Here is a 12,733-nt window from a genome sequence, read left to right as displayed (position 1 = left end):
CTTATTGAACAATGAGATGATCGATGATAGCACCCGGTGTGATAATGCAGTCAGGATCGAGTGAGCCAATCGGTACGATTTCATCCGGTTCAGCGAGCGTGATATCTGCGGCCAGTGCAATAAGTGGGTTAAAGTTACGTGCGCTGAGGTGATAAGTCAGGTTGCCGAAAGTGTCTGCTTTGTGTGCCTGAATCAGTGCCAGATCGGCATACAGCGGCAATTCGAGAAGGTATGTCCGGCCATTGATGACTTTTTTCTCTTTGCCTTCTTCCACCACGGTGCCCACGCCGGTTGGTGTCAGAAAACCACCCAAACCAGCACCAGCGCAACGGATCTGCTCTGCCAACGTACCTTGTGGCACCAGTTGTACTTCCATTTCACCGGATATCATGCGGCGGCCAGCTTCTGGATTGGCACCGATATGGGATGCAATTAATTTCTTTACCTGTCCATTAACAATCAATGGTCCCAGACCGGTATCAACAAAGGCTGTATCATTGGTAATAAGGGTTAGATTTTTTACACCGGTTTCTAATAGCGTTGTCATTAAACGTGGAGGGGTGCCCACACCCATAAATCCACCCACCATAATGGTCATCCCATCGCAGAAAAATTCCTTTGCCTTATCAATCGTTATTTGTTTATTTTTCATGTTTCTTTCCTTAGTAAGAAAGATATCTCAAACAGTAAAATAGCAAAGGGTATGTCAATAGATTAAATTTTATTTTCCACTAATAATAAACTTTTTGAAATAATAAATATTATTGGTTTTTAATGGTATGATAATTTTTGGTTGGCTGTGATTTAATTAATATCAAATAGCAGGAAATGGTATGTTGTAAGAAATGTATAGCAAAGATCAGCAAAAAACGGCAGGAGATCAACTTAAAAATAAAAGATTAAAGAGAAATAGAAAGTTAGAGGAATAATTATTTTCTTTTTATTTGTACGATGATATTCAATTATTATATTCTTGCAATTGATATATTAAAGTTTGACAATTAATTCCTAATACTTCGGTCGAGGCGCTGATGAGAACACCTTTATCGCCAGCCAATATAGGTGGGATCGCATCTCTTAGAGCTTTCATAAAAAGTGATGTAAAAAAATCTTGCAAGTATTAGCTTTTTTATTATGGCCTTAGCCAGTTTAAGTAGCGTCAGCTGCTTAAACATAAAACCACCCGCTATGCGGGTGGTTATGATTACAGGGTATTCAATTTAGATTATTAAGCAATTGCAGAATTGATAGGTAAAATCTTCTTTTCAGTGAATGCAATGAATGGTACTGTTTTTATATACAGTTATTGGGTGCAAATAATAATTTTCAACTCAACTTTTTCTCAAGCTTAGTACCATTTTGGCATCAAGCATAATTTTGTGATTTTTTGACATAACTCACTAAGTTAAATGTGATTTTACTTTTTCCATTGATTGATATTCTGTGTGTGATTTACTTAAGATTTGTGCAACAGACTAAAGCAAGAGAAAAGCATGAGTCAAAAGAGCAAGACATATACAGTTCGCTTTTATAAGTCCAGATGTGATGGAAGCTCAGATATTTTATGGCAGGTGCTATCAGAGCTTGTAGAACGTGGTGAACCTTTGCAAGTGATGCCAGCAGGCGACACTGCTTATCAAATTAGAGGGCTCAAGATCGGCGTAGATATGAAATCTATAACGGGATATTTGGTCATGCTCCCACGCTGGTGTCAGGGACACGGCTCGGGTTCTGAAAGTCGGTATTAACACGGTCATTCGCACATTAAAAAACTCACGCCAAGACAAGTAACTACGCTGCCGCTTTCGGGCAGTGAAATTCATATTGTCTGTGAAATAGACGAGCAGTGGTCATTTGTCGGTAATAAAAGAAATCAGCGCTGGCTCTGGTATGCGTGGGAGCCGAATAGGAAACGGGTAGTGGCACATGTGTTTGGGGATCGCAGCAGGAAGACGTTGAAAAAGCTGCTGGCACTCCTATCTCCTTTTACTATCCGGTTTTACTGTACAGATGATTATGCCGTTTACGATTACCTGCCTAAGAAAAAACACCTCACGGGAAAGAAATTTACCCAACGTATCGAGAGAACGAATCTTACGCTTCGTATCCGGATAAAGAGGTTGAATAGAAAGACAATAGGTTATTCCAAATCCGAAGAAATGCACGACAAAGTGATAGGTACGTTCATTGAGCGTGAATACTACATCTCATCACCGATCTAACCATTGGGAACATGACCGCTTAGTGCGGCGGCTATCCCCTAAATCAGCATATTGAAAAGTGTCTTTTGCCCATTGCTCAGCATCTGTTGAAAACATCATACGTGACCTCAACGTAGTATTTCTTATTGAGATCAGCCAGGTAGAAAAAGGTTCAAAAAAATCCCTCGATTCAATCGAGGGATTTGTGTAGAAGAGACAGCCCTTATCCGGGATATCCGCCCCGTTCTGCGCTTTGTCGAGGCGGCCCTCGACTGCTCGCGCCAGCTTTTCTATTTCCTTTTTACCGGCCATCGCCTGAATGGATTGCAGGGACACAATGCGTCCGTTCGGCAGTGTGATATCAACCACCCCGTTCTCACTCGACCACTTATCCATGTTCTGGAGGAAATTGATGATGTTGCTGTTAATCGCCACCATATGTCGGACGCCATCGGAAATGGAATCAGGGACGGTCGTCTGAATCTGGTAGGTAGTGTTATCCAGCGTCACCGTGGCTTTATCCGCCAGCACCAGTTCCGTATCGGAGTTCACCGCCTGTATCATATGCAACAAGTTACTGTTGCCGGACTGGATGATGATCACCTGCCCCGGGGCAATGCCGTTGATATTGTCTTTAAACTGCGTGCCCGTACCGCGGACAATAGCCGAGCCGGACACAATAGAAATTGTGCCTTGTGCATAAATCATGGTTTGATTCCTGAAAAAAGAGAGGGTTAACCTTCTATCATGGTTAAATCGACAATAAAGCCTTCCAACAGCGGCGGTGGGCCGCTCCCTGCGTTGGGATCTACACCTGTACTTCGTTCACCCACAAATTCATAGGAGTAGGCAATTTCAATACGTCCATCACTGTATTTTCCCTTGAAGGTTTCCAGCCAAACGTTATATTCCCATTCTTCATCATAAAACGGCGGATTGTTTTCACCGCGAATATAAACAATATTTTTATAATATTCTCTGGACTGCCATTTTATGGGCATGAAGCCATAATGCCGTCCCGGTTCACCCACATGAACAAAAGGCCTGTTTTTATTATTGGGGACATCGACATAAAAATATTTTACAAATGACAGTAATTTCATGGAGGAAGAAAACATCAGTTCGCCTTTCTCGCTATACACCTCCAGCCCGCTGTTGCCCGAAATTGCCAGTTCCGATACCGGGGCAAAAAAATATTTACCTCCGGCCCCATAAACCAGCGCGCAGTTATAGTATTTTTCATCCCAGCCGGCATTACTTTCATTCTTCTGCGCTTTTCTTAAAAAACCCAGTGACGGGGTTTTATAGGATAATTGCACCAGACCGTTGTCGGTATAAAACTCTAATCCCATCATATTAAATCGCCCAAATGGTCACCCGGTTTTGCATTTCAGCCCATACCCCGGTTTGTCCGCCACCTCTACCCATGTGCTCCCATCGCCAGATGTCATAATCCACGTAATAACTGAACGTGCTGCCAGATACACTGAACTTTGTGAACTCATTACTGATAGCAGAAGTAAGGGTATGACCCCTGCTTCTCATGCGTAAAAAGAAACGGGCCGTCACATTACCCCCTTCACTCAATCCCGGCAAAAACAAGTGCCCTGATTTTTGAAGCGGGATAACGTGAGTCCCTAAAAAACGCGGGATAATATTATTCGTGCTGATAATCACCCGGCCTTTTTCATCGTAAATCTCCAATCCCATCCCCATCACCAAATCCCCATTCTGATACGTAATATTCCATTATTATCAAAGAGCTGCTTGAGATTATTGGTTTCGACCCAATAACCGGAACTCCCGCGCCCGTAACGCACCTCTTCGCCTGTTTTCATATCCAGTCTGAACCCGGTTTTATTATGGGGGTCGAAATTCACGGATCTAATTTCATCCCCCACAACCAGCTTCTGGATCATCGCTTTATCGATTAACGCTTCTCTGAGAAATACCTGCCCGTCTTTAATCATAAAGACCGATTCCAGCTTGTCATCAGCAGGATTCATTACCATAAACTGGTTGGCACTGACCCCGAAGTGAGTTTCCACCTTGCCGTTCTTCACCTCTGCCCCAATCACCATCCCCGCTTTATAAAAATGACCGTTATAATTCACCCCGGCCCCGATATCCTTAATGGCATATCCATTGCCGTCGATATCGAAAACTGCCGTCGCTTTCTCACGAATAATGGCGGACTGATCTTTAAACTGTGCCTGAGTGCGTTGCTCACTTTCCGTCAGGGCTTTGTCCATTTTCGCAATGGCTTTCTGGCTTTCCTGAATGCTGGCCTTGACCTCGGTTCTCACTTCATCTTTAACCACCACAAGGTCCGCCTTCACCTCTTTAAAGGATTCGGCCCATGCTGCCTTCTCATCAGCGAATACCCGGTCAAGCCGCCTGATTTCGGCCTTGTTCTCTCCATCCTTCACGATTAAGTTACGGGCATTCTGATAAATCGCCGTACTGTTAATCAGTTCTGCTTCGGCCTGATAATTCAGTTGCTCCTGCAAGCGTTTACCGGCTTCGGCAGTAAGGAACTGGTCACCCATCGCCTGGGTTATCCAGTTTGTGTCGGTAGAGGACGCCCCCCGAATAAAGTTTGTCCACGGGGATTGATTGCCGGATTTATCCACCAGCCGGGCCCGAAAGTAGAAAGCCACCCCCGCCGCCAGCCCCTGCATCGTGTGTGTTTTTTGCGGGTAGGGAATATCCGCCAGTAACATCACCCCTTCGCCATCGTTGGTCGGACTGTATTGAATCTCTGTTTTCAGCGTATCGTCAGTTTGCAGCGCAAAACCCCAGTTTAACTGGATACCAAAGACAATCGGGGTCGCTCTGAATGCCAGGGGTACAGGCGGGTTTCCCTCTTTCCCCTTCAGATGCGTTTCGGGTGCATTCGCCCAAATACTGGAAATTTCCGCCGCATTAATCGCCCTGACCCGCGCCTGATAACGGCCTGCGTAGATGTTCGGCACTTCAAAACCTTGTGTCGACGTGCGCGGTGCGGATATCCAGTTGCCGTTATCCCGTCGCCATTCCGCTTCATAGGCAATCGCACTCTCCGCAGCCTCCCAGGTGACACGCAGTGTGGTGACAGCAATACCCTGATTGACGACAGAATAACTGTTAATCGCGACATTTTTCGGCGGTGGCTGCACGCCGGGCGGAATGACCGAAATGGGGCGTTCGTCTATGCGGGTGCCGGTATCGATGTGATCGTACTTGTCCGGGTTATGCTCTACGGCGGTGATTTCAAAGGAAACACCATCCTCTCCTTCTTTAATACCCGTGACCCGGAATAACTGAACCGCCAAATCGGCCGCATCAATGGCCCAGACGCATTCAGTGGCCGGCATTTCGGAGTAATCGGTACTGACCGTCACCACTTCGCCATTAACCGCCTGAATGGTACGCCCTTCCGCCTTACCGGAGGGCAGATTGAGAATAAGCCGCTCGCCCACTTTAGCCGATGAAACCCGGTCTAACGTGATATTGCGCCCCTCAGCGGCACTAATACGCCCACCGAGGACACGCCCGGACAGCATCTCATCCGCCAAGCCAATGATGTAACCCGGTAAGGGGATTTTGCCATCCAGTCCCACGGTAAAGGTCACCATCCGGTCATATTCGTTAGTGTGTAACACCCACTTACCGCGCCGGATAGCTTCACTCTGACGGGTACAACCAATGGCCGTCACATCCGCCTGTCTGACCCCGAAGCGGCGTATCAACCGGTTTTCGAAAACGGGTTCGACGGCGTCCTGATACCCGTTCTGCGGATCGGACCAGCTCACCATCGCTGTAGAATAGTGGGTTTTCTCACTGGCACTGGCGTAAGTAAATTTACCGTCCTTCACATTGGCACGGGTATAGAGGTAATCCATATCCCGGGGCATATCCGCCAGTACATTCATATTATTGTTGGCCCAGAATGTCATCCCCGGAAAATACCGGCAATATCCCGCAAAACAGTCCAGGCATCTTCCTGAGACTGAATATAGACGTTACAGGTAAACCGGGGTTCGGTGCCGCCTTTGCCATCCGGTACGGGATGGTCGCAATACTGGGCGATACGGTACAGGTCCCATTTTGCCAGACGCAAATTTTCCGCTTTAACCCGGGTGCCGATACTGAACCGGTCATTGATCATCAAATCATACAGCACCCAGGCAGGGTTATCTGTCCAGGCCCATTTGAACTCACCTTGCCACACCCCGGAATAAGTGCGGCCGTCCGGGTCGTAGTTGTCCGGCACCCGGATCACCCGCATTTTCGGTTCACAGGAAATCTGCGGGATATTGCGAAACTGTTTGGCGTCGAACTGGACGAATAACAGGGCGGTTTCGGGGTAACTCAATTTGGCATCAATAATTTCTGTGATGGCCTCCACCATCATCGCGTCAGCAATCCGGTTACTGTTCTGTTTTGGGGTCAGACGGCGTACCCGTACCTGCCAGCCGGAATGCGCCTGGGGTAAATCCACACGGTGAGATCGTTCATATTTGGTGGTTGTCTTGCCCGCTACCGCTGTGTTCAGGATCTCCCGGTATGCCCCGCCATCCGTTGCCACTTCAATCACATAACTGATGCGATACCCGACTGTATCCCCGTTATCTTGCTGTGTTTGCAACTGAGGCCACGATAAACGGATACGGACGGCCGATAACTGCGTATTGGTGACCGATCTGACCCATGACTCGACTAACTCTGTCCCCACGGTCAGGTCATTTTCTACGGCGGGCATACCGGGAATATAATCCTGATACGGTGTACCGGGGCGAAATTCCCACTTCACGCCTTCGAAGTTGGCCTGACCATTCGGGCCAATAATCGGTGTGTTATCCAGAAAGATATTGGTGCCATCCAGCCCGCCCGCAAATTCCCCTTCACCCAGAGCCAGGATAATTTTTGCATAGGACGTGGATTGTAAAGAATCCGGGGATTCAACCGGCGTGCGTGGACTGCGACTGCCGCCTTTACTGCCCTGAATCAGATGATTACCCATAATTCACCTACAAAAAAAGCCGCAGGCGCGGCAAGACTCAATAAAAATAAATGGCGTTATTGCTGATCTTCGGCATAGATACCTGCTGAGATAATGGCCCCACCGATGCGGCGCCGGCCATATCCCACGGGAACGGGATTGCCCTGTGCAATGGAGTTCACCGGACCACCAAAGGCATAAGAGGGTTTGTTATCGGGATCTTCCCGTCGCGCCAGTCCGCCCGGCATCGGTGAAAGCATCTGCACCACGCCCCCCAGCATCATCGACACACCGGACATCACTAAGGGCACTCCCCACGCAGTGGCCCACATAAACGCCCCCGCGGCGACCATCACCGCACCGAGAATGGTCTGAAAAATCCCGGCCTTTTTACTGCCGATAATCACCGGAGCAATGCGAATAGCCTCTTCCCCGGAAAAGGCCAGTTCCTCCCGGCTGATATTGCGTTTTCCGCTGAACACGGCAAAGGTCAGCCCACGCGCTTTGGCCGTCAGCAAAAACTGCTCAAAGCCGTCAATTAATACCGACAGCGCCCGGATCGCTTCCTGCGGTGATGAGACAGCCAGCCGGTGCTCCCGTCCGAACAAGGCACCGAGCACGCCGTATAACCGTATCACTCGCAATGTATTCATGAAATTACTCCTGATATCTGACTATTTTCACCGTACGTTCCTGCCAGTACCCGCTATAAGACACGCGGTGACTGAGTTGTCCGTACAGATGGTGTAACATGAGGCCGTCACCGAGGTAAATGCCGGCATGGTTAGGCTCACTGGCCTGCACTTGCATCATGATCACATCCCCCTGCAATTCACCGCTGCATTCTGTAAACCCCGCCGAAGCATAGTGTTTCATATACAGATTTTCGCCCCGGTTCCACCAGCCATCCGTGCGGGCAAAATCAGGCAGTTCAATATTACGTTCCAGCCGATACCAGTCACGTACAATGGCATAACAATCCCAGATACCATGCACAAACGGGCGGCCAAGTAAAGGCTTTACCCCCTCGTTTGGCATGATGGTACGCATATCCCCTTCCGGCCATGAAACAATGACCCACGGAATTTGTGACAGGTCACACTGAGCAATGTCTAATTGACTGGGCTGTGTCGTGGCATCGGGGTGACTGTGGACAATCGCAATAATCGTTCCTGCCTCTTCGGCATTGGCGTAATCTTCGGGGTGAATACTGAATTGCTCAGTGGGTGACGGGGCGGTATTGCGACAGGGAATGTACTGCTGCTTTCGGCCATTCTGAATCACCAGTCCACAGCATTCATTGGGATATTCGGTTTTGGCGTGATTCAGGATAGATTGAGTGATGTGGGGGCGCATGTAAAACTCTCCACACAATAAACAGAAAACCCGCTGCGGCGGGTTCATTGGTAAGTGCTATTTCTCTTACCATCCACATGTTTTTCTTAATGGAGCTATTTCATCTGATAATCCAGTTATATTGAATGCAGTATTAATCGTGTTTTCACCATAAGGAGTGACTTGCACAAATAACTTGTTTTTTCCAAGCAAAGATTTGATGAATGCAATTTTTCCATCCGTAGGGTAAAAAGAGGCTTTGTTATTTGTGGATATATTCCACCATTTATTATTTTTCTTTTCTTTATCAACTCTTGTTATTACTTTAGTGCTATCAATACCAAGATAAGCATTCCAGTTTATATATAATTCAGTTTTATTATTTTGACATACAATCCCTAAAACTGGAGTATATCTTCCAAGAAGATCTGTATATATTGAACGCTCAGCCTCTACTCTTAAGATGATGGTTTGCGAATCATCTATCTCAGATTTTTCCTGTGAAATATTCCATTCACTCTTGTCTTTATTTACAGTTTTCTTTCCTGAATGTAAAGATTCATAACAGTCTAATTTTTCATTAGATTCCGTCATAATCTTACATTTATTATATTCATCTGTTGATATAACATTTGCCATCGCCGTATTTATAAAAAATAAGCCTAATAAGAAAAATACCTTTTTCATGAGAATTTACCTTTCAGCCATAAAGTGGCATTAAGTTTACTTGTAAATAAATTTAGGTACATCCTTTTTGGTTAATCAAGCCTTACTGTACCAATCCTCACCTTCTCAGCAACGCCGAACCCGGAAATCCGCCAAAAGGCAATTGAGCCGCTTCACCGTATCGGGCCTTGCAGTCACTCATCAAACCCCCGCACGCATCTTTTGCCGGGTCATCAGTCGGGTTACCCTCCTCATCAAAATACCGCGTTCCCGTATAGTTGCAAGGTGATTTCGATATAACCCGCGCATACACCATGTACACAGACTGTGGATTTGACGGGTGGGGATTTGTATACCCTGTAAGTCAGCCGGTGACGATAAGGCAAAATGAATGCTTTCGTTATCTTCATGGGTCTTACTGTCGATATAGAAAACATCGATTTTTTCCTGTGTCGGATCGGCTTGCGGGTTGCCTTCTGGAAAGTTTCTCGCATCCAGATAATGCGCAAAGGTCATACGAATAGTGACACGCGCCTGCACCATGTTCTGATAAGCCAGACACAGGGCGCTGATAGTACTATCCAGATTGGCCACACTCAGGGTCGGTGACACTGCTCTGCCGTCAGTTGGCGTTGCACCGTTTAATCGGGATTCTGGGTTCTTCCGGGGAAAACGAACAATTTTTGGAGGAAGAGCAATGGTGCGTCGAATGCTTTATATGGCTACGTTAACAGCCATTAGATTTAACCCCGTTCTCTGCGCTTTCTACAAGAGATTAACCGAAGCAGGCAAGCCAAATAAAGTCGCTATCGTTGCTTGTATGCGTAAGTTACTGGTCATTATCAATGCAATGATAAAAACAAATAAACCGTGGGATGAATCTTTCCACACGGTTTAAAGCGAAAGACAGTTGCTCATTAGGCCGCCTAAGTGACCTTGATTGAGATTGGCAGGATTATTTTTTATCCTTCCCTTTTATTGCATCATAAATAAAGCTGGCTCCAATACAGATAATGGCAAGAGGTATCCCCCACTTAACATCAGAGGAAATGACACCAAAAATGCCTTTGTCCCAGCGAGAGTCGCCAAGATGCCTTGTGTACCCATAAATCAGGATGTTCTTTCATCTTCATAATCCACCCCATTGAGATAATCGGCGTCCGTGGGGTGAACGATGGTTACCCCTGTGAGTTGTAGTTAATAGGTTGCCAACCGCAATAAAGATACTGAGGTTATGGGAGTGATTGCGGTGGCAGAAATGAAAAACCTCGCGTTAACGAGGTCTTGAATGATTATTTAAAATATAGTGATTACGCAGGATAAATAGGAGTATGAGTTAAATATTCGTTAGAACCAACCAAAATCTCCATCCTATATCACCCAACATAAACACCGATGATAAAAACACCCACAAGCAAATATAAGCGCTAATATATAAAAATTGTTGCGGTGATATTACCGTCCAGCAACCAATAGCAAGAGAGAATGCATACCACATTGATACCGTAAAAACTTTCTTTAAAAGAACACGATAGTGCCCTGATATTTGCATCTTCCTCAATAAGGTATTACCTGATACGGATGCAAGAATGGATAATCCTGTAATCAGAAATCCCAGCAATGTTGCCGATACTTGAGCTGCAACGGTCGCAGCAGAGCGAATAGCGGTATCATCCAGACCTATGAACCAACCTTTATACCATGTAGTGATGGTGAGGGAGCATGCAGCAACTATACATATTTTTATATAATATCTCATAATGTCCTCCCTCTTCGTTAGTTATCACTCTTTAAAGTTAGCGTCAAAGTGATGCTGCTTCTGATCCTTTACGCTTCTAATTCCTTGATATATATCAGTTGAATAAATTTCACCACCTTCTCCAACCGCTACATCGATTTTGTCATAAATACGTTCTGCAAATAGGTCTATCGGTTTCTCTATTCCAGAAATTTTAACTTTTAATCTTTTCGTATGCTCTGAATCCAGTAACTTCCGAATATAATTTCTGGTTTTATCTAAAAGTCCTAACTGCCTGGATTGAATGGATATTGTTCCAGTAAACTTCGTACCTCCCACATCCTGCAACATATCAAAAGAATCCTGAGTCCAAGCATCTTCTGGATTTAATTGATATTCTTTTCCTACTGGTTTAGCGACTGAAAACTCAACGCTTTTTATCAATCCTTTTTTAAATATGGCGTCCAATGACTCTTTAGTTAAAATGTCATCAAAACCAACCACTTGATTTCCTTCGTTAATTTCAGTGAGGTATTTAGACAGTGCAGAGATAACACCTCCTTCTCTGCAACATTGATAGCCTATTCATGTTCCCAATGGTTAGATCGGTGATGAGATGTAGTATTCACGCTCAATGAACGTACCTATCACTTTGTCGTGCATTTCTTCGGATTTGGAATAACCTATTGTCTTTCTATTCAACCTCTTTATCCGGATACGAAGCGTAAGATTCGTTCTCTCGATACGTTGGGTAAATTTCTTTCCCGTGAGGTGTTTTTTCTTAGGCAGGTAATCGTAAACGGCATAATCATCTGTACAGTAAAACCGGATAGTAAAAGGAGATAGGAGTGCCAGCAGCTTTTTCAACGTCTTCCTGCTGCGATCCCCAAACACATGTGCCACTACCCGTTTCCTATTCGGCTCCCACGCATACCAGAGCCAGCGCTGATTTCTTTTATTACCGACAAATGACCACTGCTCGTCTATTTCACAGACAATATGAATTTCACTGCCCGAAAGCGGCAGCGTAGTTACTTGTCTTGGCGTGAGTTTTTTAATGTGCGAATGACCGTGTTAATACCGACTTTCAGAACCCGAGCCGTGTCCCTGACACCAGCGTTATTCATGGACATATCAATAATTCGTTCTTTCATGCCGGGGTGGCAGGCTTGGTAGGTATAGTTCAGTTGGAAGGTTTTACGGCAAGCATAACAGTGATAGCGGGGGTGCCCAGTACGCCCTTTTCCATGCCCTTTAACCTCGTCTGTTTTATGACAGTAACGACAAACCACGTTGGACCCGAGACCTTCAGGCTTACGGGCAAAATCAATATCATGCGAGCAGAGCTTATAAAGACAAAGAAAGCTATAAATGGGAACGGGCTTCACGCGCAATGGAAGCCCGCCTCGGTGCTGACATGCGAAAAGTTATCTCGGTCTGTGACCGGGAAGCAGACATTATCGAGTACCTGACCTATAAGGTCTCAAATCATCAGCGCTTTGTCGTTCGCTCTATGCAAAGCCGTTGCATAGAAGAAAGCAGCGACAAGCTTTATCATTACAGTGGCGCCTTGGTGTATGCGGATACGAGAACGGTTCAAGTGAGGCAAAAAGGCGGGCGAAAAGCGCGTGATGCACACTGCGAAGTGCGTTATGCGGCGGTGACCGTAAAAATCCCGGCGAATAAAACCGGTGACGGCGTCCCACTGTACTATGTCGGTTGTCAAGAAACGGGAAATCATGATGGCTTGAGCTGGCACATTCTGACCTCAGAACCCGTGAAAACAAAAGAAGATGCCCAGCGTATTCT

10 protein-coding genes and 6 pseudogenes are annotated in these 12,733 nt (G+C 46.0%); 4 read left to right on the top strand and 12 right to left on the bottom strand.

What is annotated here, in order from left to right:
* Window position 1: 1 nt before the first annotated feature.
* Complete coding sequence (atoD, locus tag AAC852_RS00965) at window positions 2-652, bottom strand: acetate CoA-transferase subunit alpha (RefSeq protein WP_340619408.1); 651 nt, start codon at window positions 650-652, stop codon at window positions 2-4.
* Window positions 653-1,493: 841 nt separating this feature from the next.
* On the opposite strand from atoD, the gene AAC852_RS00960 reads away from it, so the two are divergent.
* Together AAC852_RS00960 and AAC852_RS00955 are read left to right on the top strand one after the other, a co-directional pair.
* Entirely contained in the window at window positions 1,494-1,748 is a 255-nt protein-coding gene (locus AAC852_RS00960; protein ID WP_340619407.1) for a hypothetical protein, read from the top strand.
* Window positions 1,705-2,222 (top strand): annotated as a pseudogene (locus AAC852_RS00955) (IS1 family transposase); the annotation flags it as partial. The gene AAC852_RS00960 and the pseudogene AAC852_RS00955, both read left to right, overlap by 44 nt.
* 15 nt (window positions 2,223-2,237) lie before the next feature.
* Here AAC852_RS00955 and AAC852_RS00950 read toward each other — a convergent pair.
* From AAC852_RS00950 to AAC852_RS00915, 8 genes and pseudogenes are all read right to left on the bottom strand, one after another.
* Window positions 2,238-2,318 (bottom strand): annotated as a pseudogene (locus AAC852_RS00950) (transposase DNA-binding-containing protein); the annotation flags it as partial.
* A gap of 617 nt (window positions 2,319-2,935) precedes the next feature.
* Window positions 2,936-3,556 (bottom strand): hypothetical protein, encoded by a 621-nt coding sequence (locus tag AAC852_RS00945; protein WP_340619406.1) that lies wholly within the window; start codon window positions 3,554-3,556, stop codon window positions 2,936-2,938.
* A gap of 1 nt (window position 3,557) precedes the next feature.
* Window positions 3,558-3,911, bottom strand: coding sequence for a hypothetical protein (locus AAC852_RS00940; protein ID WP_340619405.1), 354 nt, complete (start codon window positions 3,909-3,911; stop codon window positions 3,558-3,560).
* A gap of 5 nt (window positions 3,912-3,916) precedes the next feature.
* Window positions 3,917-7,206: pseudogene (locus AAC852_RS00935) on the bottom strand (TipJ family phage tail tip protein).
* A 56-nt stretch (window positions 7,207-7,262) separates the two neighbouring features.
* Window positions 7,263-7,838: a tail assembly protein gene (locus tag AAC852_RS00930; RefSeq protein ID WP_047680429.1), complete on the bottom strand. Its 576-nt coding sequence runs from the start codon at window positions 7,836-7,838 to the stop codon at window positions 7,263-7,265.
* Between the two features lie 4 nt (window positions 7,839-7,842).
* Window positions 7,843-8,541, bottom strand: a complete 699-nt coding sequence (locus AAC852_RS00925) for a C40 family peptidase (RefSeq protein ID WP_340619404.1) — start codon at window positions 8,539-8,541, stop codon at window positions 7,843-7,845.
* A gap of 66 nt (window positions 8,542-8,607) precedes the next feature.
* Window positions 8,608-9,207: a type VI secretion system-associated protein TagO gene (locus AAC852_RS00920; RefSeq protein WP_340619403.1), complete on the bottom strand. Its 600-nt coding sequence runs from the start codon at window positions 9,205-9,207 to the stop codon at window positions 8,608-8,610.
* Between the two features lie 97 nt (window positions 9,208-9,304).
* Window positions 9,305-9,792 (bottom strand): annotated as a pseudogene (locus tag AAC852_RS00915) (phage minor tail protein L); the annotation flags it as partial.
* 19 nt (window positions 9,793-9,811) lie between these two features.
* Here AAC852_RS00915 and AAC852_RS00910 point away from each other — a divergent pair.
* A pseudogene (locus AAC852_RS00910) lies at window positions 9,812-10,084 on the top strand (transposase); the annotation flags it as partial.
* A 438-nt stretch (window positions 10,085-10,522) separates the two neighbouring features.
* Here the strand turns inward: AAC852_RS00910 and AAC852_RS00905 are convergent.
* The 3 genes from AAC852_RS00905 to AAC852_RS00895 form a co-directional block, all read right to left on the bottom strand.
* Window positions 10,523-10,945, bottom strand: coding sequence for a hypothetical protein (locus AAC852_RS00905; RefSeq protein WP_340619402.1), 423 nt, complete (start codon window positions 10,943-10,945; stop codon window positions 10,523-10,525).
* Window positions 10,946-10,969: 24 nt separating this feature from the next.
* A complete protein-coding gene (locus AAC852_RS00900; protein WP_340619652.1) occupies window positions 10,970-11,467 on the bottom strand; it encodes a DUF6731 family protein in 498 nt (165 codons plus the stop codon).
* 57 nt (window positions 11,468-11,524) lie between these two features.
* Window positions 11,525-12,216, bottom strand: a protein-coding gene (locus tag AAC852_RS00895) for an IS1 family transposase (RefSeq protein WP_340619651.1) whose coding sequence is annotated in 2 segments (ribosomal slippage) — window positions 11,525-11,982 and window positions 11,982-12,216 — 693 coding nt in all. Because the reading frame shifts where the segments join, the coding sequence is not laid out codon by codon here.
* Here AAC852_RS00895 and AAC852_RS00890 point away from each other — a divergent pair.
* Window positions 12,207-12,733: pseudogene (locus AAC852_RS00890) on the top strand (IS4 family transposase); the annotation flags it as partial. The gene AAC852_RS00895 and the pseudogene AAC852_RS00890 sit on opposite strands and share 10 nt — an antisense overlap.

Source organism: Xenorhabdus siamensis, assembly GCF_037996745.1.
Classification (GTDB): domain Bacteria; phylum Pseudomonadota; class Gammaproteobacteria; order Enterobacterales; family Enterobacteriaceae; genus Xenorhabdus; species Xenorhabdus indica.
This window is presented reverse-complemented; position numbering and strand designations above follow the sequence as displayed.